General features: G+C 57.6%; 22 protein-coding genes and 1 pseudogene. 15 read left to right on the forward strand and 8 right to left on the reverse strand.

All coding sequences use genetic code 11. From position 1 onward, the window contains the following. The first annotated feature begins 261 nt into the window (after positions 1-261). Positions 262-558: a helix-turn-helix domain-containing protein gene (locus PQQ95_RS07660; protein WP_408436517.1), complete on the forward strand. Its 297-nt coding sequence runs from the start codon at positions 262-264 to the stop codon at positions 556-558. 34 nt (positions 559-592) lie between these two features. Then, positions 593-1,285, forward strand: a complete 693-nt coding sequence (locus tag PQQ95_RS07665) for a hypothetical protein (RefSeq protein WP_408436520.1) — start codon at positions 593-595, stop codon at positions 1,283-1,285. A gap of 40 nt (positions 1,286-1,325) precedes the next feature. Here the strand turns inward: PQQ95_RS07665 and PQQ95_RS07670 are convergent, their stop codons facing one another. The 3 genes and pseudogenes from PQQ95_RS07670 to PQQ95_RS07680 form a co-directional block, all read right to left on the reverse strand. Further along, complete coding sequence (locus PQQ95_RS07670; RefSeq protein ID WP_408436523.1) at positions 1,326-1,643, reverse strand: DUF736 domain-containing protein; 318 nt, start codon at positions 1,641-1,643, stop codon at positions 1,326-1,328. A 726-nt stretch (positions 1,644-2,369) separates the two neighbouring features. Further along, positions 2,370-4,232 (reverse strand): annotated as a pseudogene (locus PQQ95_RS07675) (ParB/RepB/Spo0J family partition protein); the annotation flags it as partial. A 79-nt stretch (positions 4,233-4,311) separates the two neighbouring features. Continuing rightward, positions 4,312-5,136, reverse strand: a complete 825-nt coding sequence (locus PQQ95_RS07680; protein WP_408436525.1) for a DUF932 domain-containing protein — start codon at positions 5,134-5,136, stop codon at positions 4,312-4,314. Between the two features lie 524 nt (positions 5,137-5,660). Between PQQ95_RS07680 and PQQ95_RS07685 the strand changes: the two genes are divergently transcribed. From PQQ95_RS07685 to PQQ95_RS07740, 12 genes are all read left to right on the forward strand, one after another. Continuing rightward, positions 5,661-6,395: a CPBP family intramembrane glutamic endopeptidase gene (locus PQQ95_RS07685; RefSeq protein ID WP_408436528.1), complete on the forward strand. Its 735-nt coding sequence runs from the start codon at positions 5,661-5,663 to the stop codon at positions 6,393-6,395. 131 nt (positions 6,396-6,526) lie between these two features. Further along, complete coding sequence (locus PQQ95_RS07690; RefSeq protein ID WP_408436531.1) at positions 6,527-7,828, forward strand: hypothetical protein; 1,302 nt, start codon at positions 6,527-6,529, stop codon at positions 7,826-7,828. After that, positions 7,825-9,066 (forward strand): hypothetical protein, encoded by a 1,242-nt coding sequence (locus PQQ95_RS07695; protein ID WP_408436534.1) that lies wholly within the window; start codon positions 7,825-7,827, stop codon positions 9,064-9,066. Before PQQ95_RS07690 ends, PQQ95_RS07695 begins: the two co-directional genes overlap by 4 nt. Positions 9,067-9,199: 133 nt before the next feature. Next, positions 9,200-10,066, forward strand: a complete 867-nt coding sequence (locus PQQ95_RS07700) for a hypothetical protein (protein WP_408436537.1) — start codon at positions 9,200-9,202, stop codon at positions 10,064-10,066. A gap of 7 nt (positions 10,067-10,073) precedes the next feature. Then, positions 10,074-10,976 (forward strand): bacteriophage abortive infection AbiH family protein, encoded by a 903-nt coding sequence (locus PQQ95_RS07705; RefSeq protein ID WP_408436540.1) that lies wholly within the window; start codon positions 10,074-10,076, stop codon positions 10,974-10,976. Between the two features lie 90 nt (positions 10,977-11,066). Continuing rightward, on the forward strand, positions 11,067-11,729 hold the full coding sequence (locus PQQ95_RS07710) for a hypothetical protein (protein ID WP_408436543.1): 663 nt from the start codon (positions 11,067-11,069) through the stop codon (positions 11,727-11,729). A gap of 481 nt (positions 11,730-12,210) precedes the next feature. Further along, on the forward strand, positions 12,211-12,531 hold the full coding sequence (locus tag PQQ95_RS07715) for a helix-turn-helix domain-containing transcriptional regulator (RefSeq protein WP_027806963.1): 321 nt from the start codon (positions 12,211-12,213) through the stop codon (positions 12,529-12,531). A 19-nt stretch (positions 12,532-12,550) separates the two neighbouring features. Continuing rightward, a complete protein-coding gene (locus PQQ95_RS07720; RefSeq protein ID WP_408436546.1) occupies positions 12,551-13,639 on the forward strand; it encodes a methyltransferase in 1,089 nt (362 codons plus the stop codon). Beyond that, entirely contained in the window at positions 13,636-14,265 is a 630-nt protein-coding gene (locus PQQ95_RS07725) for a hypothetical protein (protein ID WP_408436549.1), read from the forward strand. The genes PQQ95_RS07720 and PQQ95_RS07725 overlap by 4 nt, the downstream gene beginning before the upstream one ends. A gap of 14 nt (positions 14,266-14,279) precedes the next feature. Further along, positions 14,280-16,247 (forward strand): large ATP-binding protein, encoded by a 1,968-nt coding sequence (locus tag PQQ95_RS07730; RefSeq protein WP_408436552.1) that lies wholly within the window; start codon positions 14,280-14,282, stop codon positions 16,245-16,247. Positions 16,248-16,252: 5 nt separating this feature from the next. Further along, positions 16,253-18,220: a hypothetical protein gene (locus PQQ95_RS07735; protein WP_408436555.1), complete on the forward strand. Its 1,968-nt coding sequence runs from the start codon at positions 16,253-16,255 to the stop codon at positions 18,218-18,220. Positions 18,221-18,329: 109 nt separating this feature from the next. After that, entirely contained in the window at positions 18,330-19,139 is an 810-nt protein-coding gene (locus PQQ95_RS07740) for a hypothetical protein (RefSeq protein WP_408436558.1), read from the forward strand. A 195-nt stretch (positions 19,140-19,334) separates the two neighbouring features. Here PQQ95_RS07740 and PQQ95_RS07745 read toward each other — a convergent pair whose 3' ends face one another. Continuing rightward, positions 19,335-20,765, reverse strand: coding sequence for a UvrD-helicase domain-containing protein (locus PQQ95_RS07745; RefSeq protein ID WP_408436561.1), 1,431 nt, complete (start codon positions 20,763-20,765; stop codon positions 19,335-19,337). Continuing rightward, positions 20,758-22,461 carry an ATP-dependent nuclease gene (locus tag PQQ95_RS07750; RefSeq protein WP_408436564.1) on the reverse strand — a complete coding sequence of 568 codons (1,704 nt, stop codon included), beginning with the start codon at positions 22,459-22,461 and terminating at the stop codon, positions 20,758-20,760. Before PQQ95_RS07750 ends, PQQ95_RS07745 begins: the two co-directional genes overlap by 8 nt. 174 nt (positions 22,462-22,635) lie before the next feature. On the opposite strand from PQQ95_RS07750, the gene PQQ95_RS07755 reads away from it, so the two are divergent. Next, positions 22,636-23,022, forward strand: a complete 387-nt coding sequence (locus PQQ95_RS07755; RefSeq protein WP_408436567.1) for a helix-turn-helix transcriptional regulator — start codon at positions 22,636-22,638, stop codon at positions 23,020-23,022. 168 nt (positions 23,023-23,190) lie between these two features. Here PQQ95_RS07755 and PQQ95_RS07760 read toward each other — a convergent pair whose 3' ends face one another. The 3 genes from PQQ95_RS07760 to PQQ95_RS07770 form a co-directional block, all read right to left on the reverse strand. Then, a complete protein-coding gene (locus tag PQQ95_RS07760) occupies positions 23,191-23,607 on the reverse strand; it encodes a helix-turn-helix domain-containing protein (protein WP_408436570.1) in 417 nt (138 codons plus the stop codon). A gap of 1 nt (position 23,608) precedes the next feature. Further along, positions 23,609-23,920: a type II toxin-antitoxin system HigB family toxin gene (locus tag PQQ95_RS07765; RefSeq protein ID WP_013698487.1), complete on the reverse strand. Its 312-nt coding sequence runs from the start codon at positions 23,918-23,920 to the stop codon at positions 23,609-23,611. Between the two features lie 81 nt (positions 23,921-24,001). Then, positions 24,002-25,258 (reverse strand): tyrosine-type recombinase/integrase, encoded by a 1,257-nt coding sequence (locus PQQ95_RS07770; RefSeq protein WP_408436574.1) that lies wholly within the window; start codon positions 25,256-25,258, stop codon positions 24,002-24,004. Between the last annotated feature and the right edge of the window lie 151 nt (positions 25,259-25,409).

The following is a 25,409-nucleotide window of genomic DNA, read 5'->3' on the forward strand; positions in this document are numbered from 1 at the left end:
AAGCGTCGAAGCGGATGCGCGCTTTCGTGCGGAAGCACGAAGGCGAAAACCATCGAATCCGTACATGCACGGAAATGCGAAAGCGGAATTGTGCAGGTCAGGAAAGACACGGAGGCGGCTCCCCGGTTCTGGTGAAATCCGTCCATGCGGATTTCCGTAAAGGCGCGAATACGGAAATCAACAACGCCAAATGCGCACTATAGTTTGTAGCCCTATAGTGCGCAATCGGATGTCATCTTGATTTTCTAAGGGAAATCATAGGTGGCGGCGAAAGAGTCATTGGCGACAGCAATACGGACGGTCAGGAAAGCGCGCGGCTTGAGCCAGGAAGCGTTCTCCGACGTGTCCAGCCGTACCTATTTGAGTTTGCTGGAGCGCGACCTGAAAAGCCCGACCATGCACAAGCTGACCGAGCTGTGCGAGGTCATGGAAGTGCATCCACTTACGCTATTGACATTGGCATATGCAGGACGTAACCCGCTCAATGCCGATCAGCTCCTGGCTCAAGTCCAGCGGGAACTGAAGGAAATAGTTGCAGCATCGAAAATCGAGAACTAATGATCGCGGCCTAGCTGGCTGCTGGTAGCGTCCAATGGCCATACCGACACATTGCGGCATGCCGCCGCTCAATCTAAATATTGAAGGCCTTCGCTCGCATGCAATGCTTGTGAGCATCTTCGTTCCCGAGCCAGATGTTTCGGCCGAAAAAAGAAAGTGGCGCTCTTGGTTGGTGCATTGCCTTGTAAAAACGGCCCGCCACTACAACGAAGCACGGTCGTTAATCCTTGCGCAGATAAATGAAGGCAAGCGTTCTTCTGCCGAAATGGCAAAAGGCCGACTGTTGCCCGTGTTCGACTTCGCATTCGCAATGGAAGATTGCATCACATCGCTTGAGAAGGCGGTAGCGTGCATCCGGGCCTTGGAAAACAAGGGGGAAATGCCGTCGGCATGCGTTCTCACAATGAACGATGAAAGGCTGTCCCTAAATGCATTTCGCAGACAGCAGGAACACATGCATTCGCAAATCGCTGCTGGCCAAACTGGCGATGGCCCGATTCTCGTGGCGCTGGCAGACGACGGTGACGGCATGAAACTTCGCGATCTCACGATGTCGTTCCCTGCCCTGTTCCGGCTGATTGATGCTACCTATCGCGATGTGGCGACCTTCTTCCCCGCGCACGACACTCAGTCGCCCGCATCATCAGGAGGCGTGGCACAAATCTCAATGTCCATGACGGTTGAGGTCGTTCAGGGCGAATCAAAGTCGCCGGGAGCCGCGTCTTAGAAGCGCCCCACCTCGATGGGCGGGGCGCAGTGGGCGGCCATCAGTCCGCCGCCTGTGGCTTGCTGCGCGACCAAATCAGGTCGTGCGTGCCGCTCTCGTTCTCGATCAGGCGGGCATAGATCGTTGCCGGGAACGAAGGATCGTCGAGGGTCACGGACACGTAGGGCCGTTCGGCCTTGCTGACTTTATTCCACGCCGCACCGATGTCGTGGCCCGCCGCCTGCACGCGGAAGTCGGGGGCGTTCTCGCTGTCGCCCTTGTCGTTGGGAACTAGCTTGACCTTGACGTTGAGCGTCAGGGTGCGGAGTGTGCCGGTAAAGCCGTCTTTCTCTGCGGCGAAGGTGCCGATGTTAGCCATGATGTTTTCTCCTTTCGGTGAACCAAGGTCGCGCCAGTGCGTCCTTGTTGTGAACCGGCCGGCGGGGGATGGGCGGGTCGCATCGCGCAGCGGTCGCAACAGCGTGGAGAACCTGGAAGCGAAAAGAATTTGTCCCGCGAGGAAGCCGCGTAGCGGCGGGGAAATTGTTTTCGCTAGAAGATTGCGGCCATGAAGCCCAAGGCGCAGCCGCACCCCCGCCAGGATTCACGACAAGCCAAGGACGCATTGGCCGCCGTCTGTCGAAAGGAGACGTGGCCAACTCGGTGTCTCCGCATGACGGCTGTACCGGCTCGTGCCCTGACGCGGGCAAGACTAACCGCCAGCGACAAGGCAAGAACGTCCCTCGCCGCCCGCAGGCAACATTCGTGGTTGAGGTGTGACGTGGAAGCTCCATAGAGAGGCCGGGCGGCGTGTCGGTGAACCATCCTTCGTGACGGTGAACCGTCAGCGTCGAGGACGGCACGCTTTGGCACAACCTGCCGCAGCAAGCCGGGGCGTAGCCCCACAAGCCCCGCCCATTGCGGCGGGGCGCGATCGAAATCTTGCTCGCGCCAGCGGGCACCGATTGCCGTACCGCGTGCAAGGTACTTGCGCGCTCGCCACGTCGCCGCCTGACCGAAGGCGGCGACGTGGCGATTTTGCTGTGGACGTTGAAGCTGGGCGCGGCAGACCTGCCGCGCCCAGTTCTGGATGAAAGAAAACCCCGGTGCAGTGCGCCGGGGCGTACTGCCCCACGGCTTCCAGAATCGCAGGCTTGGCGATGTGGCGGAAATAGCCCTCTGCGGTCGGCTTCCACCATGCGGCCATGTCCAGCCCCACGGCCTGCGCCAGTTCCGCGCCGGGTTGCTGCTGAGTCGCGCGAAGCGTCACCACGTCCACCGTTGACGCCACGCACACGGCCAGCAGGTGCACCAACTCGTCTTGCGACTTTGCCTGCAACGCAGCGAACAGCTCGGCACTGTCCTGCGGCAACGCTTCGCCCGCAGCTTCCTGCAATTCGCGCAGCGCGGCGGCGGCGGGAAATTCCGGCACGTCCGGAGCCATGGCTTCCAACCGGTCCCGCACTTTCAGGCTCACGATAAGCGGCAATCCATCGCCGTAGTTATGCGGCTGCAAGACAGTCTGCACCATGCCATGCACGAGCGCGGCGAGCGCCACCTGAGGATGCCGGGCCACTTCGATTTGCAGCGCGGCGGTGCGGTGGGCGCTCAGCCGCTGCGCCAGCCGATCAGACAGGCTCGTAATCTTGGGCGCTTCGGTGTCTTCGTCGCCTGCCTCGTCGTTCGCGCCCTCCCCTGCGATGAAACCATGCCGCAGCTTTTCCAGCGTCCGCAGCGCCTTTGCTTCAGCCTCGCGCAGCAACCCGCGATGAATCACGGCTTCGCCTTCGCGGTCGAGCGTAACGATGGCACCGGCCACAGCGCGTATATCCGGCGCGTAGCCCTGCAAGGTTTCTTCGATGGCTTGCAGTTCCTCGGCCACCGGCTCGCGGCGCGATCCCAGCGCCCCGGTCTTGTTCTCGTCCACGTTCTCGGCGTCGTAGGCATCTTCCAGTTCGGCGTCGATCTTGTCGAGGCGGGTTTGCAGCGAGGCGATACGGCGAGCTTCGCGGGCAGTCGGTTCGCGGCGCTGACGCGGCGCGTTCCGGAACACCTGCCGGTCGGCGGAACTGATGTGCGGCGTGGCATCCACCCACGCCCAGCCCTCGGTGCGCACGTTCTCGGCCAGCGCATGCAGCTTGCCGCGTACCAGCTTTTCCAGCAGCGCCGCGTCGGTCAGATACACGCCCGCATCGCCTTCGGCAAACAAGTCACAGCGGATGCCGCCGCCTGCTTCGGCATAGGCGTCCAGCCCGACGAAACGCACCAGCGGATGCATAGCGGTGATTTCACGCTCGGTCAGGCGGTCGCGCAACGCGGACGCGCTACGCTGCCATTCCGGCGCTGCATAGAACGCGGCCTCCTGCGCAGTGTGGTCGTCGGTGATGGTCAAGGCCATCAACTGTTCGAGCGTCACGCCACCGGCCCGGTAGTCGGCCATCAGACGCGGCGAGACATTGGCGAGTTTCAAGCGGCGCTGCACCACCAACGGGGACACGCCAAAATCGGCGGCAATGTCTTCCACCGGACGGCCTTCCTTGACCAGCGCGGCGAACGCCGCGAACTGGTCAGCCGGGTGCATGGCCTCGCGTTGCACGTTTTCGGCCAGGCTCACGGTACGGGCGGACGCATCGGCCACCAGCAGGCACGGCACATCGTAATCGGCAGCGATGCGCTTTTTCTTCGCCAGCAACTTCAACGCGGTCAGGCGGCGGTCACCCGCCACAACTTCGTAATGCTCGCCATCGGCAGCGGCAATGACAACGAGGTTTTGCAGCAGGCCGATGCGGGCGATGCTCGCGGCCAGTTCGGGAATGGATTGACGCGGCGTCGTGCGGACGTTTCGCCTGGAGCGGCGCGGCAGCAACTGCGACAGCGGAACAAGGATGAGGTTCTTGCTCGGGTCGGCCACTTCCAGCGGCGCGGCGGTTTCGAGGGCGATGGCTTCGGTTTTGGTAATGGCGTTCATGGTGACAACTCCTTGCGATTGGGAATGCAGCCGCGAGAGAAGCGGCAAGGGCTGCTGCCCGCCCCTGCCGCGTGGGGAATCAGGCTTTCAACTGGCGCAGGCCATCGGCCAGCATCCATAGGGCGCGATTGAGGCGGATGCCGTTGTCGATGCCCTGCACCGGGCGCGTGGTCTGGTTGCGACCGTTCGCGGTGCGGGCAGACAGGCCGCCTTTGATGAGGTTTTCCTGCGTGCGGTTGAACACGCTCCACAGGTCGCGGCGGTCGTCGTCGTGACGGCGCGGCGTCAGGATTTGCGATTCCGTGAGGGGCGCAGGCTTGTCCTCGTCGTACTTCAACGCCAGCGCAGCACGGGCAAACACTTCGGCTTCGCCGTTGTCGAGCGCGATGGACTGCATGGCATCGCGGGATGCCTGCGCCCGGTCGAATCCGTGCAGGACTTCGTAGGCGCCTTCGATGACCTGCTCGGCTACGTTGCCCTTGTGCGGTACGCGCACGTCCGCCACGGTATCGCCACATACAAGCCCATTGCTGCATACGAAGCGGAACATCCCGGCCAGCATCTGATAGCTGCTCGTGCCGTCATGCGAGTTCAGCAGGATGATTTCGTTGGCTTCGCGTCCGTTGATCTGGCTGGCGTGACGCAGCCGAATCATGTGCTTGGTGTAGTCGCGGCGGCCGTCGTGACGTACACGGGTCTGGCACACCATAAAAGGCTCGAAGCCTTCGCCGCGCAGCTCCTGCAGCACGGTTGCAGTGGGGATATAGCTGTACCGCTCGGAACGGCTTTCGTGTGGGGCATCCGCGAAGATGGACGGCGCAACGGCGCGAATCTGGTCATCCGACAGCGGATAGGCAGAACGCAGCACCGGCGAACGGGAAGCGAAACGCGAGGCGAGTTGCATGGCACTTCTCCTGACAAAGAAATGGTTGGCTGTTCACCCGCAACCGGATTCCAAGATTCGGAGCCCGCCTTGGACTTTCGGTGCGGTCGGCACGAAGAACCCGGTTGGCCTCGTTGCCACCGTCTTTCCTGAGTTCATCGCCCGCGACGCTCAGGAGCGTGCGGACGGGGGGCGTCAAGGAGAAAAGCGCAGGGTTGGTGCGGCCCGCAGGCGCAGCCGAGGACACGGCCCGGCGCGCCTTGACGGCACACGGTCGTGAGCTACAGTCGCGGACAAGGGGATGAAGTCAGGGAAGATGGCTGGACAGGCAACGGTCGCTTCGATGTGCCGACCGCACGCAAGCGAAGCGCGCGGGCCCGGATCGGAGAATCCGGGCCGTAGGCGTCAGCGATGGAAGCCCGAAGGGGCGAGACTCGCGGCGCGAGGCTCGATGCGAAGTACGACAGCGCGGCCCGGCACCGCCGGGAGACGTCCGACTCGATTATTCTTGATCGGACATACGGAAATCAGGACGTGAAAACGAAATGGAAATGCGACTGGATGGAGAACGAATCCGGAGTATCTTTGGCCTGGGGCAACCCTTTGCCACTCGATGGAGCCTGGCCTTACTGCTCGGATGGCTGGCCTTCCGTATCTATAGGTTGACGCTGCCCTGGATCGTCGGCCAGTTCAGCCTTCAAGACATGGTGTCCTACACGATTGCCGTGTTCTACGGGCCGTCTGCCTTATTGCTTCTTGCTTTATTCGCTGCACATAGGCGCTGGTGTTTCCCGGACATTCGCTTCATAGGTGACATCCGGCGCCAGCATGTCGTGCAAGGCATTGCCGCGGTATCAGCGATCTATCTGGCTGCCTATGCCACGACGCTGTGGCTCGGGCAACCACGTGAAGTCACCATGGCGACCCTCTACGATCACAAAACGCCGACACAGATCGCCGTCATGGTCGCCTGTCTGCTGCTTCTGCCGCCCGTGGTGGAAGAACTTGCCTTCCGGCACTTTCTGCTATCGATACTTCCATTCAAGAGCAATCGGTGGGTGGCAGCAGTTGCGGTCGTGGCTACGGCAACCTTCTTCTCCTACCAACACCACACGAGCTATCAGTTCATGACCACCTTCCTGGCGCTATTCGCGCTTGGCCTCGTCTTCGCACTGGCGCGAATTCGCTCTGACGGCCTCGTACTCCCCATAAGCTTGCATGCCTATGCCATTGCCTTCGCCTTGACCTGCGATCAGGTCGTGGCCCGCATTCAGGCCTGACCGCTGTAGTAGCCGAACAGATCGCCCATAGTCGGATACTCTCGAACCACTTGGCGCCGCTCGACGATCGCCGCGGATCACGGCAGTGTTCGACAACCGGTGCCGATAGCTGACTAACGCAAACAAAAAACATGAGTGACGATTCATTCTTCTATTCGAGCGGATTCGCACAATGGTCCGCCCAGCACGAACCCATTGACTATCAGACGATGCTGACGTTGAGAGAAGAGGCCATCGTCATGCTGGCCAAATCAGTCAGCGAAGGCGAAATCACCAGCATCGATGGCGTCGATTCGCCATTGTCAACGGCCATCAAAGCGCACCATCGACTCACCGACTTCGAGATGAATGCGCATTGGATAGGCTCGTCCCAGGCATGGATATGCCCATGCTGTGGGCGCTCGAAATTCCATATCTCACGGGTGGGCAAGAAGAGCCAGATTCTGGCCAAGCTCGTCGTCCACCATGACCACATGGGCGAAGCACTCAAAGCGGCTTTCCACGCAGCCTTTGCCGAAGCCGGCACCCTGGATGCGCAGATCGAGGGCAAGCGACTGGTGGAACGTATCGGCAGTGCTTTTGCTGCCTATGAGGAAGTCCTGATCTGCGAAGACTGTAACAACGCCGACACGGAGGCCAAGAAGCTGGTTGAAGCACCGTCATTCTTCTCCTTCTCGATCGGGCAGATCCGCTCGTTCATCCAAAGCTCGGCGCATCGTCCTCACGATGTTGACGCCAGCGCAGCGCACCAGCGATGGGAGGAAGCCAGGCCCGCCTATGAGCTGCGTATGAAACTGATTCGTACCGTTGCGCGCGCCGCCGCCACCGACAACCATTGGTACGAGCCCTACGATCGCAAGATGCAGCCCGTCCCCACCCTCGGTAACGGACACCGAACGGGTGATACCACCATTTTGCGATGGATATCGACCGAATCCCTATACAAGGCACTCGGTCCGCAGCAAAAGGCGGCACCGCGAAATCTCACCCGCTGGCGCACGACTGAACCCAAACAGGGTCGCCCACTTCCGGCAAACTTTCTTGCCATGCTGCTATCGGACGAAGATCGTGCCCGCCGCTGGGAGCAGCTCGCCGACGATTGGACATGTCCGGTGTGCCGCCGCACCAAGCAGGAAGTTCTCTATATGGGCGACGAGGGCAAGGTCAGCTTTCACATCAGCACCAATCACGGGCGTGGCGCCTGGACAGGCGCCCCCCAGATCTGTAATCACTGCAATTCCACGCTGATGAGCCTGAAGACAGAGATCTCGGAATTGATTGGCCACCGCCCGAGGGATAGCTACGCCTTCGTCAGCCCGAATGAACTGGCCGGCATCATTCGCCCTCGCTCTCATACACCCCATACGATCCGCGCACCCGAAGCCGCTGAGCTGGTGGCGATTATCGTGAACCGTCTCGAAGACTCCCTATGACCACACCACCGGTACTCGACGCACTGTTCCAAGCCCTGATTACCGCCGACCAGGACGCCCTGCGTGATATCCAGACTCACCGTGCCCATGAATGCGTGGATCTTCGCGCCCTCATCAGCACGGAGCATCCCGGCGCCGTGCCGCTCGACCTTGGGCTCGGGCTGGCATCGAGCATCTATGTCACGCCGGTCTTCGAGGGACCCCGCGCATTTTTCATGTCTCGACACGTCAGCGTTCAGGCACGCCTGACTGGCGGTCAGACGACAGTGCCACTTGATTACTCGTTGAGCTTTGACTCCAATTTCGCGGAAAAGCTAAGAGCGACGCTCAGTGGCGAGAGCATCCAGCCGATCGACCGCGCCCGAGTGCTTGAAGTCCTCATGCTTAAGGCAAACAATGCCAGGGTGCAGTTCGATGTCCTGCCCTTTCTGCATGAAAACCTTCGGTTGGCCCGCGACAACGAGGAAAACAGGCGGCCGCTGAACACGTTGATCGCGTTCCGTATGCTTGATCATCTGAACTGGGCCGCCTTCCGCGAAGACCCGGACCACTTCGACTTCGGCCGTTCCGCAGAGTCCCTTAAAGCGCATCTTCGCCCGGATGCCGAGGCCTTTCTTGCCGAGGCGATGACCAACGCATTAGTGATGCACCACGAGGCAAAGAGCCTCGGCATCCAAGCACTCCTGCTTCGCTTCGCCACGCTATGGCATGAGCGCAAACCCGTTCCGCAGCGCATTCTTGGCGAACTGCTTGATTTCAGCCTATCCCACCTGGGTTTCCTTCCCGTCACTGAGCTGAGCCTCATCTGGAGCGGCATCAACAGCAAAGTGGTTGCACCGTTCTTTGGGCCGATCACGGGCCGCGCCAAGACGATGCTGCAGGATATTCAAGGAATGGCGTGGGATATGACGCATCTCCGGTTGTTGGAGCAAACGGCGACCTTGTCCCGCTTGGGATCGTTTTTCGTTCCCCATTTCATTTCGATAGATAGACGCTGGCGTGAGCTTCTTCGCTTGAATCCCATACGCTTTATGCTGATCGATGACTCTCGAAAAGGGGTGTTGTTTGCACGGGCGAACGAACTCGATTTTCAACTGGCGTGCAACGCCAATGCAAGCACGATAATTCAGACCCAGCGCAGTCCCGAGAAAGTGGCGGCGCGCCGTTCGTCGGCCAGGTCAATCGATGTGCCATCGATGCGAGAACTCGTTTTACAGGAAGAGCGCGCGTGGCGTTGACGTCCTGAGATCCACGGACCGCCACCTATCCGCAGAAATGCTCTGGCATGCCGAGAGCCATGCCGGAGTTCCGTGGTAAAAGACAACATAAATTCGCAGCGATCCGCAAACTTCACAGAGACTCTTTCTTTCGATGACGAAAGCCACTCATAAGCAGACCGAGAAGTCCGACTACTTCTCGGCGGGCAAGCCGGCACACCGTTTGTCTTACTGCGCTTTTCTTGATGTCCTAGGATTCTCGGAGCGGATTCGAGAAAGCTTCAAGGACGGCAGCGCAGACGCGCTGCTGGAGAGCTTTCATCAAATTCTCGCCGCGAGCATTGCGCAGCTCAAGGAGAGCACCGACGCGTCGATGCTCTATTTCAAATCGTTCACCGATAACGTAGTGCTGGCCCACCCTCGGTTCAGCACCGACATGGAATCCGAGTTCGGATTCATCCTTTGGTCCATCAACGAATACCAGTTCCAGATGGCGCTGAAAGGCTTCTTCATCCGCGGTGGACTGGCAGTTGACCAGTTGTTCATGGATGAGAACAGCGTGTATGGCATGGCGTTGCTGAAGGCTCATGACCTTGAAAGCAAAGTCGCCGTTAATCCCATCGTCGTGCTGTGCGACAACACCATGAAGCTGGTGGACATGCACATCGGCTACTACTCCGGGGAAGCGGCTCCCCAAGTCCGGGATGTTTTGAAAGGCCCGGACGGCCGCTATTTCCTGAATTATCTGACGGAATGCATTATTGAAGGAGACGATCAAGACTACCTTGATGCAGACGCTCTTCGCGTGCATAAGCAACAGATTGAGTCGGCACTGAACGCCTATGCCGCGGCCCCTGCGGTCTTTTCCAAGTTCTCGTGGCTCGCCGCATACCACAACTACTTCTGCGACACGGTTTCCAACTTCCCGGAATATGAGGATTCGCTAAAAGTGTCCGCGGCGCTCGCTGCCATTCAGTTCCAGCGAATCGTCAAGAAGAGCAAAAAAAACAAAAAGAAGTAGCCAGCCAATGCACCCGACCAAACTCTATGTCATTGGCAACGGCTTCGACCTATGGCACGGGATTCCTTCAAGCTACTCGCAGTTCAAGGAGTACGTGAAACGCCGCGACCGACATATTTTCGATGCCGTTGTCAGCTATCTTCCGGCCAATGAAGACTGGAGCGATCTTGAATCCGCATTGGCCGACATCGATGTTGACAGCATCATCGATGATCTTGGCCATTTCATGTCGTCCTATGGCGATGAGGACTGGAGTGACTCCGGCCACCACGATTTCCAATACGAGGTCGACCAGGTCGTGCAACGTCTTTCGATCGAGCTCAGAACGCGGTTCGGCGAGTGGATACGCACCTTGACGATCCCAACGCCCAGCACAGCATCAAAACGCCTGAAAAGCATCGACGCAAATGGGGCTTTCCTGACCTTCAACTACACATCAACGCTTGAAGACCTCTACGCTGTGCCCGACATACGTGTGTTGCACATTCACGGCGAAGCCAAGCTGTCGGACAGCGAGTTGATCCTCGGGCATGCGTGGAATCCGGCACAACGCCGATCCCTCAATGAACGGCCCGATATCGAGGACATCGACACACGGCTGATGGAGGCACATGACATCCTGGACGACTACTTCGCCCAAACGTTCAAGCCTTCCGAGAAATTGATCTGCGAGCATCAAGCTTTTTTCGATCAGCTCAACGCAATCGAAACCGTGCATGTGCTGGGGCACTCCTTGTCCGAAGTGGATCGCCCCTACATCCAGACACTACTGAATGTCCCCAGCATTACCGCCGCCCGTTGGCATGTCGCCTGCCGTTCGGAGAGCGAGCGGCTCACTAAACATGATCGACTCATCGCGTTAGGCGTGGATGCTCCGCGAGCTTTGACGGTGTTGTGGGGCGATCTCTAGCAAGGGCAATGAAGTACCAGTTGGAGATTCATATCGTTAGATCTTCGGGAAACGAGATGCGAACCAAAACCATCAGGCTGCACCACTTCGATGGATAGATCAGCCTCGCTCAACATCTCACTGTTCGACGCCGATCGGCAGGATAACGCTTTTCTCATGCCCTGGCCCGTACCGGGCAACCCCGGCGCCCTCCTCCCTTTCTGCCATTTTGACGAATGGCAGACATTTCTCGAAGCGCGCCAGCTACATCCCGCTATACCGGAAATCGTGGAGAGTAAGTTTCATCGCGCCCAAAAACTCTATCTCCTCGCGTGGATCGACTCTGGCCTCGTGAAAGCGGGGGAACTGGTTGCCCTGACGGCGCTGGAGCTGGCGCTGAAGGATCGCTATGGAGGGTTCTTCACCCAGCAGGACATGCGGAAACCTAATAAGCAAAACCACGGCGACCGTGCCCCATCGCTTGCTAAATTGCTCGAACACATGGTCGAAAAGGATGGACTCACGGACGAGTCGCTTGCCTTCACGAAGTTATATGGCGGTTCCGTTGTTTCTCTGCTTTATGAAAGCAAAGCCTCGCGCAACGCGGCAAAGAAGAACGGCATGGCCAAACCCATCACACTGGCCGGATTTCGCAATTCACTTGCGCACGGCGATCCCTTCGACGGACTACCATGGAGTGGTCTGCTCGAACTGATACGTGATTTGATTGAGTATGCGTACCGGTCATATCTGCTAGAACTTGAGCATGCGTAGCCGAGCCGATGGTAATTGAAATGGGCTGCCAGCTCTGGACCGCGATACGTGATCTGGGACTTCTCATGGTCTCTGAGCAAATCGACTGAAAGCACCCCCCGTGCAGACGGTTCATGGCCGCGAGTAACACGCATCTTGCATGCGATGTGTCTGCCTCACCGAATTCGCGCCGTCCGGATTGTCTGAACACGCAGAGAAATTCGGCGCATCTGTACCGGAGGCTGCGCTGATTTCCTCTCGCTGGGAGTGCCCTAGCTTGTTCCTCCACCATCTATTGTGCTGACCGCCAGAATAAGAAGCAACTGAGTGACAGCCCCGGAAAATGCAGAATTCCAAGCGACGTAGCAGCGCTGACGGCACTGATGGGAATTGAAAATTGCGCTGAGTCGCAGACTTGAGCCATTCCTCATTCGCATGGTGGTAACATAAATGCTACCTAGTATGGCAATACATTTCTGATGCAGATCCAGTCGGCAACACTATGGCACTGACGCGATATTTCAAGGAAACGATTCTGGCGCGTGTCCAGGCCGATCCGAAGTTCAGGGATGCACTGCTCAAGGAAGGCATCGAGACCATGCTGGCCGGCGACGTAGATAGCGGCAAGGCGATTTTGCGCGACTACATCAAGGCAACGGTAGGCTTCGAACGGCTTGGCGCGGAGACCGGGGCGTCGCCCAAGAGCTTGATCCGCATGTTCGGCCCGACCGGTAACCCACAGGCGCGCAACTTGTTCGCCGTCATCAGCCATTTGCAGCGCCATGCAGGGCTCATCCTTCATGTGACTGCCCGCACGCAGTAGAAACAAAAGCCCTCCAGAAATGAACAACATTGCGGCGCGAGAAGGAATGGAGACGATACCGATTGCAGCGAAGCTAACGGCGTTCTACCTAAGTCGTGATCGCGTGCTGGGGCTAATGAACCCCCAGCACCTTCCCGCGCATGTAATGGCAGCGCTTCAGGGCCACGACATTCAGATGTCGGCAGCAATCCTCTCGAATGTTGTCGGCTCCTATCTGCTACAAACGATCACTGCAGGTCGGGTAACGACGTTGCCGCAGTTGGCCTTCGAAGGCAAATTGAAGGAAGGAGTTTCGTTCATCTATAACGGCCACGTCACCGGCAAGGGCTTCGCGGCTGCCAACAAGACCCCTGCTTTGAGTCTCACAGAAAAGCTCGATGAACCGCTTTCCGGCCGGAAGCTGGTGTTTGAGTTTTCCAAAAACGGGCTGGTGAATGACACTGCGTACACCCGCATGTCTGGCTCAACGCGCCTGTTCGCGTTCGGCTACATCGCCGAGATCGACGACACCACCATCCGCGCCGTGCCTTACGTCGTGGGGGACCTGGTCGCAAGCAGTCACGCGATGCCCTCTCCATTCGTACCAACACTCGAACTGCGCCCTGAAGAAATCAAGCAGTTCGCCGGAATGGATGAAGCCTGGTTCCCCTCCGATGCCGAGTTCAAGCGCATGACCATGATCCCAGAACAGGCTATAAAGGAACTGATATGTAGCCTGCTTCGCGAGCATTCGGTGCCCAGCGATTGGGGTGGAGAGGAAAGCGATGTGCTATCGGCCAACTTGATTGTTGATGGCCGCCGCCACACAGGGGCATTCTTGCTCAACGGACCGTCGCGCTTTCACCCAATGAAGCCAACCGATCTCGGAAAGAATGGCGACCAACTCTATCGCCTGTTCAACATTCCGGCTCATATCTACGTCGTGCAGCATTGCCATGCTATCGGCGCTGCCGTCCGTAAGCAGGCAGAGGCGTTTGCGCTCGCACGCAGTTTTGTCGCCCCCTGCCAGATCGTTTTCATGGATGGCATCACCACAGCACGTCTGCTGCGGGCTCATGGGCTTTGGCCGGCAACAACACCGATTTCGAGAAAAGGCAAAACGGCATGACGGTTCGGTCACCCCATCGCGACGCCTTACGCATTCTGTTCGTCTTGAGAGCAGGAGGTAGTCCTGTCGAACCGCCGACGGCTGAGCATGCTCTCGTCTTCAAAGGAGAAGCACGCCTACAAGCGTTCGACTTCTGGATGAGAAACCCAGACTATCTTGCGGCTGAGTTGCTTGATTTGTTCGTAGATACAAAGGACAAGAGCTACTACGACGCAGCGCACGCAATATTGCACAACGACGAACCCGACCTTCGCCGCGTTCCCATGGTGCGGTACTTCTTTGGCGCCTACGAGCGCTTGGACGATGCTTTATCGCTGCTAAGGTCCCGCGATCTCATCCTCATCACCGGCATCAAGGGGACTAACAACAAGGTCCTGGAGACAGACTTCGTTCTCACGAAGACCGGCTATGACACTTGCTCTGCCGCGGTGTTGCAAGAACCAATCCTTCAGTGGTACGCGGACAGGGCCGAGTTGGTAGCGAAGGTTGCCGGCACCATGGGCGGGACCGCTTTGAAGCAAAAACAGTATCAGCGCGCGAGCTACGCGGAGACCAAGCTAGGCGGGATCATTCCGGCCATCACCGAAGATGTGCGACTTCGCCTAACGCAGCTGCAATCCAACTAGCGATGGGGAAAATAATGGCGCAGCCCAAAGAAGAATGGCTACAAGCGATCGCCACGAGGGCAGAAGCGGAGATTTTTGCAGTTGAGGGAGCCCTTTCCGCTCACCGAATTCAACCATCGCCTGTACTCGCCCAGCCGCGCAGGCTTGTCCTGCGAGAGATCGAGTTTTCTGGTGAGAAGGACGGCGTCGCGAACGCCGGTGCTTTCACGTTTTCATGGTCGGCCCTTGATCACGGCCTGTGGGCCATGCTCTCCGAGCACAACCTACGGGGCAAATCATCCATCATCGAGATTGTTCGATGGATGATAAGAGGAAGACCGTCAAACAACCTGCAAGACGATGTGCGGCGATGGGTCCATGCCGTGCGGCTGGGTTTCCTCCTTGATTCAGACCAATACGAGATCGTTGCCAAGACTCAGGGAGAGCCTATCGGAAGTCTGTGCCGTATCCGTGCACCCATTGCTACCGAAGGCGAGCCCGAAAGAACTGTTCTTGCCGATTTTTCCACCGATGGCGAGTTCGAAGCAGTCATGGCGGATTTCTTCATGCGCACGTTCGCGATGGACCCAATATCGAGCTGGCGACAGGGGAAAGAAGACGAGGGGCAGTCCGTAACACACAGTTGGGTGGCCTTCTCGGGCGCCATGTTCATCGGCACCAACTACGACGTACTTCTTGGCGACATGCCCGTCGCCACTGGTCTCACATCGCGTCTAATGCAGATGTACCTCGGCGTCCCATGGGTTTCAACACTCGCTGCCGCGAAAACTGCGCATCAACTCGTTGAGCAAGCTGCTCAAGTTTCTGCGCGAAAAAATGAACAGGGACAAAAGGCAATTAACGCGCGCATTGCAGACATTAGCGCCCAACTGTCAGAAAAGCGTGCTGAACTAGCGAAGATTCCAAGCGATGAGGCAGTGCGCAACGCCATCAGTGCTGATACGACAGAACTCGCTGATGTTCGTCGCCAAGAACGGGGCATGGCCGAACATGCGGAACGTGCCGTTGCAGCACTTCGAGACCTAACCGCTGTCTACCAGGAGGAACGGCGAGACCTCCAGACGCACATGGATGCCGTGTCCGCGACAGCAGTGTTCCGTCGCCTGGAACCGAAGTGCTGTCCTCGGTGCGATCACACGATTTCCAAGGCGAAGAAGGCGCTTGAGAGTTCCACGCACTCATGCTCTGTTTGCGGTGAGTCGATCACAAACTCCGAAGACGGCGAGGCGATCAAGGTTGATCTGCAGGAACGTGTTGCGGCATCCGAAGCTGCAGTAACACGTGCTTCGGCCAAGAAGGAAGAGGCAGAGAGTGAATTGACCGCCCTCAGGAGGAAGATTGATCTCCTACAAGGTCGCCTTGAGTCCGCTTCCAAGGAGCTAGATTCCGCAGTACGGCGGCAGGCGGCTGCAGTTGCCGTGGCGGTCCTGGAAGGCCGGCTGGAAGAAGCTTCGATCAGCCCAGCTTCGCAAGCTGACGACCGAAGCGGCGAACTGAAGATTCTGTCTGCTGTCGTGGCAGAAACGGAGGCTCGGGTTAAAGCGGTGCGTGATGGGTTGCTCACCGATGTTTCTGCACGCTTGGTTGAGTATGCCAAGGCCTTCGGAATGGAGAACTTGTCGGAAGCATCGCTGAAGGGAAACGCAACGCTGTCGCTGATCAAAGGCGGAGTACCCACAAGCTACGGCAAGGTAACGGAGGGCGAGAAGTTGCGATTGAAGGTAGCTACCGTTCTCGCGATGATCGAAATTGCTGAAGCGCGGGGTATCGGCCGGCACCCGGGATTGCTCATGATCGATTCGCCCGCTGCCCAGGAGGTGTCGCCCGTCGACGTGGACCATCTTGTTGCAGGGCTTCAGGCCGTTTTCACCAAGCTACCGCATTTTCAGGTTTTTGTTGCCGGTATCTCATCTAAGGCGATAACCGATCACATACCGGAAGCGAATCGCCGTGAGGTTGCCGGCAACGCCTCTCTATGGTGACTGACATGCATCCGATCGAAGCTGAACTCGTAGAGGTCGTAAAGAGCGGGCGAAACTGGCATTTGGAAGATCTTGGCGGAATCACGAAGCTCGCGCCGGCAGCACGATCGCTCGGCCGTACGCCCATGATGCCCGAATTGCTCCAGCCGCTTGTGTTGGGATGGAGCAATGCCAGCGCGGCTGATCGAGATGCACACAAAGGCGTCCTGCATGATCTATTGGAGGAAGCGACAACTGATTTCATACTCCTTGAGACGGTCGATATCCTCGAACATCATCGGCCGCTGCCGGACGATGGAGATGAGCTTTGCTTTACGCTCTTCCTGGCAAAGGCAGCAACCGGCGACCATTCGCTGTCTGGCCTGGCGCGTAGCGCGGCACTTGATGGCGCATTTCGCTGGGCCGGCAACAACAGGCGCTGGCAGCTTCGCTTACTGGACTTCTTCCTTGGTCTTGCACCAGGTGACGATGCGGAATTTCTGCGACGGGCCGCCAAGATTGTCGGCGTCGCTTTTTCGCACTGGCGCGACAAAGAACTGGTCGAGGTTCTGCGTAAACTCGCCCAACTCGAAGCGGTCCGATCAGAAGCAGCGTTCGAGTTGGGGATGGCGGCTCTTGCTGAAGCCATGGACAGAGCGGACAGCAATACGGCAGCCCCCGCATTCCGGGAAGCCAGAGACTGGTTTGATGAGTCCGCCGGAACGTCTGAGCACCGCCCGGAAGCTAGCTTGTACCTCGATGGCCTTGACTTGCTCCTCAGCTTCCACAGCGGTGCCGCAAGCGCATCGCTCGGTACCGTGAGCGCCCGCGTTCAGCAGCACGCATTCGAACTGCACGCTTGGTCCGGAGGCTCCGGCCCCCCGTGGCTGGGGGCGAGACAGGCCGAGGCGGCGTGCTGGAGCGCGCTGGCCAGTGCCGTTGCGGGATTGGCCAACTCACTTGACGAACCTAGCTGGTGGGAACCGGCAGCTGTCATTGAAGTGGGGCTTCTGTCTGTGTACAGCGCAGGCCGATCGATCTTGCGTCGAGATCAGCACGGCGGTGTCGAAGCAATGGTCAGACCTCGAGTACACGCAAGTCTCGCCACACAGGCCGGACAGGCGCATCAAGTGCGCACATGGCTACAACAAAACGCAACCCATGAATGGGCCACGGACGCGCGCGATCTGATTGCAAAGATTGATGTTTTCGTTGAGGAGTCAGGTCGTCAGGAAAACCCTTTTGAGGCGGCGAGCGAACGGACCTCGCTCGCCGCCATCATCGCCCGGTCCAACATCCCGGAGGAACAGAGAACTGTCCTCTTCGGCGTAGTCGCGAACGCCATGTCTTTGCAACTTGCCAACCTGACCGGCGCTGAAGTCGATGTCATTGAACGCTGCAACAAGGAGGCGCGAGGACACACCGACTACAGCGCAAACATGAACGGGGCACGCCTTTTCGACACAGTGCTTCTCTGGTTGGTCCGTTTCATTTTCAATCGCCTGGAATTAACTAAGGGCAATGATCCAACCGGCGCTTACCTCTTCGAGCGCGACGATGGTTCACTGCCTCACGAGGACCAACTGCAAGAGGATTTTTTTCGCTGGGTGGCAACCTATGCCGCAGGGAGCGATCTTGAACCGACAAACATTGCGAGTGGCAGAGCCGACATACGCCTGAAATCTGGCCCCGAACGTCTTGTTGTCGAGGTGAAGCGCGAGGAAGCGGACTGCTCGTTTGACGCGCTCGTTAAATCATATTCGGCGCAAACGACGGACTACCAGAACGTCAGCATCCGATTGGGAGTGCTGTTGGTGCTCGACTTGGCGACACCTAACCGGGAAGGTACTCCGCATCTAACGAGTTTGTTTGAGATGCGCCCCGTCCGCCGCAGTGGTGAGTCTCAGTCACGGCTGGTCCTGATCGTCAAGGTTCCTGGCCGAAGAAAGAGGCCAAGCGACCTTACGAAGTTTGCCAAAGCGAAACAACCTTAGATGATGGGTGCCGAATCCCGCCAGCCAAGTTCGCCGCCAAGCATCAGTTGTACAAGCTCAGATTTGACCCAACACAAACTGTCAGATGAATTAAAGTCTTCACAAAGCCATGAAAATCAACTTGATCTGCCCTGATTGCCTTGAAGAACAGAAGAAACATGAATCATCCTCTAATGCACCCAACCCTATCAATACAAGGAGACGCTTAACATCCTATCCAGTACATTTAACCAATGAAGGTATGTATGTGGTTAAGTGCGATTTTGGCCATTCGTCAGTGATTGGCATCAACCTAATGAATCATGAGATCTTGTTCGAAACCGGAGTTTTCGCAATCTTGGATGGATATTACAGAGAAGCCATCACATCGTTTGCTGCAAGCCTTGAGCGTTACTATGAATTCGCAATTCGGTCTATAGCGCGAGCGCACGGATGTCCGGCATTTTTAGAGAATAAAATCTGGAAAGATATTTCCTCTCAATCCGAAAGACAGCTGGGCGCTTATATCTATCTTTATTCAATTCATTTCAAGGAGAACCCTCAACTATTGTCTCAAAAAATGACTGAAATAAGAAATTCAGCAGTTCACAAGGGTCTCATCCCTTCTTTTGATAAGGCGATCTCTTTCGGAGAGGCAGTGCTATCAATTGTAAGTGAAGGTTCCGCACAAATAATGAAATCCGTACCTGAAGCATCGCACAATGTCGCATCTGAAAAAAATCAATTCTCACTTGAAAAATTAATTTCAGAAGGATTTAAATTTTCTGGCGGCATTCAGCAAATCAGTTCGGCAGTTCGAGAGAAAATATCTTTAGAGAAACATCTACAACATATTAAGTATCACCACTCTCAAAGACTATTAGATGAACATTCAAAAATAATAGAAGAATTTGACCGAAAAAACGATAGCCTGACATAAGGCTTGGCTATCCTGAATTAGGAGCGAATACCGAACCGGTTCGCGTTGTCACTGATGTTCGTAAGGCGGTAAAAGATACCGGTCATCGGACGTAGAGTGCCAGGTCAAGTCGGGGCTAGTACACATCAGTTGCACGCCGACGATGCTCGGCGATCACCGGAGATCGAGTAGTCTTCCCCGATCGAAGAAAGACCACTACCGCGGAACATCGTTACCCGTCGTGACAATGGTGATTGACTTCGCGCCACGGGTCAACGCCACATACAAATGTTTCGATGACATTGACTCCGCCTCGAGGATGATGGCATGGTCGTACTCAAGGCCTTTGACCAGCAGCGTCGTCCCAATTAGCTTGTTGTGACGAATCGGTCGGCCCGAATGGCGAAACTCACGCTGGTATCGCTTCGCGGCTTCTGTAAACGTGAGGCTTGGGTTGTCCTCGTGCGCGCGTAACACTCCCATCATCCGGCCAAAGAGATCACGGCGGTAGGTCGTGACCTCGGGGTGGCCGCGGACAAGATCAAGCAAGATGGCCATGTCCTTGAATGATTCCGTCGCCAAGTAACGATTCGCCACGTTCAGAATCTCCGGGCATTTCGTCGCCTTTGTCGCCTTCCCCTCCTGACCTCTCTTGGTTGCCGCTGTGAGTACGCCATCCACCGCGTTGCAACAGGTCTTGCAAAAATCGATCACAGATCGGAGCCGCTCCCCCGCCGACTTGGCGCTGTCGATCTTTTTTATGAAGCGAAAGAGATCCTTGCCTTCGACCTCCTCCAGGCTGGAAAACTTGCCGGACATGCTTTGTGCCAGCTTATGTGTCTTGTTTTTTGATTTTTGGTCGCCCGCGTGGATAGCGATGACTGAATCCTGATTCTTAAGGTGGTCGTAGAACACGCTCAACCGTTTCTTATTGCCAAAGTCGTTCAAATCGACAGCGCAATGACGAACCCCATTGGGCAATTGCCCGGCGAGTGGAATCTTTTGATTCTCGGCCAGAAGCGCCCTAGCCTGACTCAGCCACTCCCCGAGCTCATCGGCCTGCGCCAGTTTCCACCGCCAAGGCGTCTTCAATTCGCCGAGCAGTTGGTAGTTAGGATAGACGGCTACGTCCCAATTGATCGGCGGCTCACCGAAGTCGAAGATGGCTTGCATAGGATCACCGAGCAGTCGGCATGAAAGCAACTTTGCCAAGGACTCCACCAGTTCATGCTGCTGATCGGAACAATCTTGATATTCGTCGACGTAAACGCCGCCATATGAGCACTTGATCATGTGCTGCACGAATGGTTTGTTCAGCAGCGCGGCGCAGGCTCCGTAGAGTTTCCCCCAGTCCTTTCCAGCTGGGTGGTCCTTTTTCCACTTTGACGTCTTCGGGAAGTAAAGGCAGGTACGCAGCGCCCAGCTCGCGATGGTGTCGATCTGATAATGCGTCGGCGGAATCCGCAGGAGTTGCATCTTCCGCCTGATCGCGTTCACGCCAGCATAGGTATGGGTGAGCACCAACTGGCGACGGGTAGCCGCCTGCACGGCCCTCGCGATCAGATGAGTTTTTCCGTAACCGGCCGGGGCAATTACATATCCCTTGCCGTTAAACTCCGCCAAGAGTTTGGGCAGATCGTCATCCATTGTCCACCCATGCGCGGAACTGCCCCAGCTTGGTCGCAAACTCCTTCTGCAGGAACGCGGCATCCGCGAACGCGGGAAAGATAGCCTGCGCCCATTGCTCTCCATACGCGATGTTCTTGAACCAATTGGACGATTTCGCGGCAGCGCCGATCGCTTTGCGCAGCTCGGCCGTGTCCTGCCATTTACCGATATCCTCGTCGAACTGGATGTTCAATTTCGATCTGATCTGATCGTGGACTGGAAACCCCAGCTCCTTAGCAAGCTTGGTGCTCGCCAGCACCTGTTCCCAGGGCAAATCCACCATCGCCCGCTGCTCGATCGACAGTCTATCGGCCCACATCACAACCGGTACCTCCTTCCCGTTCAGGTCGGCGGCATCCTTATCGGAGAACTGGTCCTGAGCGTCGCCATCGGCGAGGACCATGACGTCATAGTGCAGCGCCTTGAACCCCGTCGCGAGACTCTTGACCTTGCTTGCGCCGTGCGCATCGAGTGGTGCCACCCCCAGGTACGAGAACGGCAGCTTTCCTGCAGCCGCCCAAAGATCGTCCATACCGCGCAGGAACCCAACCTCGGTCGCGCCTTCGCAGACAACCACCTTGCGGGACAGGAACGCCTCCGCGCTGGAGCGGATATGGCCTTGGATATTCAGTCCTTCCAGTGCGTTGCCTGCTGCCGCAATCACGCGCACGCCAGCGTCTTCCTTGCGGAGCACGTACAACTGTTCCACCGTCAACTCGCGCAGCACGGTAGGAGAATGTGTCGTGAGGAAATACTGCCCCTTCTGGTCGTCGCGGATGTGCTTGATCAGGCGCGCAACCCGGTGCGGCTCCAGCCCGTACTCGACTTCATCGAACAAGGTGATGTGCTGATCCTCCAAGCCTTCCTGCTGGATACCACACAGCAGCATGCGTTTCGAGCCGAGACCCAACTGCCGCAGAGGAATGTCGCCATCGTGCAAAGTCAGCCCGCCGATTCTGATGCTGATCGCGTTGAGATCGAGGTGTGCCTTGTATTCGTGTCCGACTGGAACACCAAGTCCCTTCGCCACTTGCTCCGACTTGGCTGCCGCGGCGTCAAACTTCTTCAAGACCAGTGCCCGTTGACCGTCGAGGGAGCTTCTTGCCGCACGTGTCGCCTCAACGAGCGACTCATTCAGATTTTCAGATTCGGTGATCTTCGCGAGCGCCGTTCCTGCAGCCCAAGTCAGCTGTTTCTCGCTGTACGTGCCGATCAAGCCAGCGCCGACCTTAGCGCGATCAGCCGCCTTGAAGTCGACGCCGTCGGGATTGCGGTCGGTAAAGACCTTCCACTTCGGTTCCAGATCCTTTGCGACAACAAGCCGAATACTGAGAACGTGCTCGTCATCGTCATCGGGCTCATCGTTCAACTTGAACGCATCCTTGTTCCAGCCGCGTAGATGCGCGCCGTACTTCTGCTCCGCGCAAAACTCGGGCAACAAATCCCCGATAACAATTTCAATCTGGATCGAATCGTCGGTGTTGCACTGGTGGAAATCGGAATCGTAGAACGCATGATTCCACTGCGGGCTGAAGGCGCAGCGGATCGCTTCTAGCACAGTCGTTTTCGTAGAATCGCCCCTGCCAATCAGGCAGAAGGTCTTCACGTTGGGGAGATCCCATTCGAGCCTTTTGATTCCCCTGAAGTTCTGGATCTTAAGTTTTCTGATCTTCATCGCATCCCCATGCGTGCCGCACCAGTACCGCGCCGGCTCCCTCCAGCCTGACGCAGGCACCTTTTCTTTAATACGCCCGGCTACGCCTCAGCGAGTTTCCACGATAGCCAATGAAAGCCACCATTGCTTCGTGCGGCAGCAAACCTTGCGCGCCGAGCATCCTCGGAGGCCAGTATGGAGAATAACCCGTTACAGCGAATCAGCCGAGAAAACGATGCTGGTAAGTCGCCGCGATGTATATCCGTTCCCCTGCCCGGTTCGGACGCCTACGACGATTTCCCTCAGTTCCCAGGAAGTAGTGTCTTGCCCTTTCGCCGCACCATCCGCCGCCATGAACTGCGGCAGATCGTCCCTTTGGCCGAAACGACGATCTACGAAATGGAGCGCCGCGGCGAGTTCCCGCGCCGCTTCAACCTGACGCCGCGCTGTGTCGTGTGGGACCTGGCCGAAGTGGAAGCGTGGATCGAGCAGCGCAAGCAAGCCCCTCGCCGCGGTGTCTCAAAGCCGGATGTCCGCCTACGAAAAACCCGCCCAGTTCGGGCGGGTTCGAGTGAGGAATGAGGCTGGGCAGCGACTCATATCCAAACAAAGCTTCCAGCCTTTCGACGCCGAGGCAAGCGCCCCCCCTCCTCGGTCACGTTGATCTGCGAAGCCGCCCGCGCCACGTACAACACGTCCCCTATGTGCCAGATCGACGCGCCGCTCTCATGCACCGGCGCAGGAATCAACTTATCCGAAGAAAACAGCCGGGCTGACCGAGAACCGCTTGCTCAATGCCGCGATGTGGTCGCGAGTCAGATTGCGGCCCCGGCCATTGAGAATCTTCGACACCAGCGACTTGCTACCGATCTCCGGCAGGTCGGCCACGCCCAACCCATGCTGCTCCATTAGTAACCGGAGCACGTCGACGCCACCCAGATTAGCTACGCGCGCGTTGAACGCCGCAAACTCGTCGGACTCGTTTTCCCAGTTCTCGATGGAACGGGCCAGGATCTCAATCAGCGGACGGTTAGCCTCGTAGTCCTCAACCAAATCATCCATCAACGCCAGCGCCTGAGCGTAGTCGTCCTCACTGGCGATGTGGCCAATGAAACCCGCCTCGTCGAACAAGGCATGGGCGCGTTCCTTGATGGCGGCAAATCCCATTTCAGTCACCCTCCTTCCGGTAGCGTTTGCAAAGCTTGTCGTACTCGGCATGGGTTGTGATGTGCTTGACGTACATACGGTTATCGCGGAACTCGATGAAGGCAATCAGTCGAAGATTGTTGCCGCCGATGTCCAGCACCCACCACTTGTCCTTGTACTTGAAGTTGTCCAGTGACGGAAAAACCTGCCGCAATGCCTGCGGCGTATCGAAATCGCCGGATCGCAGCACCCGGTACGTGCGGTCGATCGCTTCGGCGTCGTTCGGATAAGCCTTGGCTGCGTCGCTGAACGGCTTTCTGGATATGACGTGCATGTCGTTCCATGCTCATGGATAAAAGGATAGGCAGAAGTTGACTTTTTGTCAACTTCTGCCATCGAGGCAAGTCAGCCAAGCTCAAGCCATCGCGCTCAACGCCGGCACAGCCACGTTTTCCGGCATCAGCTTCGGCCCGTAGGTCTGGCCACTGCCCCACGCATCGACCAGATTGGCCCACTCCTGCAGCATGTGGCGCCGCTGTTCAGCGTATTCGGCCTTGTTGTAGACCGCGCGCGAGGAACGCCCCTCCTCGTGCGCCAGGCACTTCTCGATCCAGTCGCGGTTGAAGCCGATTTCGTTCAACAGCGTCGAGCCGGTACGGCGCAGGTCATGGACGGTGAACGATTGCAGCGGCAGCCCCTTGGCTTGTGCGGCCTCTGCCACGAGTCCTGTGACCCGATTCAAGGTTGCATTGGACATGTACCGGTGTGCATCGTAACGAGAGGGGAAAACAAACCTAGAGCCGGCTGCGCAAGCGTGCAGCGTCACGAAAATGTCGAGCGCCTGGCGCGACAGATAGACCACATGCGGATTACGCCCCTTCATCCGCTGCTTAGGAATTGTCCAGGTCTTGTTCTCGAAATCGACCTCATCCCACGTGGCCTGGATCAATTCGCTCTTGCGTACCAGCGTCAGCAGGATCAGGCGCAACGCCAGCTTGATGGTCGGATAGGTCGCCACCGATTCCATCTGCTGCACCATCAGCCGGATTTCCAGCGGCGACAAGGCGCGATCCTTCGGCACGAAGGTAGCGATCGTGGATGGCCCCACGCTGTCGGCGGGGTTGTCCACCTTTTCCCCGTGAGCGATGGCGTGGACGTAGACCTGCTTCACGATGTCCCGAATCTGCACCGCCGTAGCCGGTGCCCCACGCTCCTTGACCTTGCTACACAAAGTCCGCAGGTCGTCAGGCTGAATTTCGGTCAGCAGGCGATTGCGGAAAACCGGCAGGATGTCCCGGTCAATGATGTGCTTGCGTGCGGCGCGGGTGCTGTCGGCCCATCGGGCATGAGCCAAAAATGTGTCCATCGCCGCGCCGAAGGTCTTGATGTCGGTCACGCGGCGTTTCTCGCGCTGCTTTTCAAGCGCAGGCGATGTGCCTTTGAGAACGGCTTTGCGGGCGTCCAGGAGCAGTTCACGCGCCATCGCCAGCGAAATACCGTCGGGCCCATAGCGCCCGAGGGTCAGTGTTTCGCGGCGACCGTTGAGACGGTAATCGTAGCGGAAGGTGATCGTACCGCTAGTCGATACCGTCACGTACATCCCGTCCCGGTCAGAAGCCTTATAAATCTTGGACTTAGGCTTGAGATTGCGTAGTGCAGCGTCGGTGAGCATCGAGGTTTCCTCCGGTATCTTGACGGCTTTACCGTCAGGTTTTACCGTCAGGGATCGGGAGACCTGTTGATGCCCGGAAAGCCGCGTAAAACAAGCTTTCCCGAGAAGACTTTTACCGTCAAAGACGGTAAAAGTCTGAATAGTGAACGAG

It is taken from the genome of Paraburkholderia caffeinilytica (assembly GCF_046030355.1).
Taxonomy (GTDB): Bacteria; Pseudomonadota; Gammaproteobacteria; order Burkholderiales; family Burkholderiaceae; genus Paraburkholderia; species Paraburkholderia caffeinilytica_B.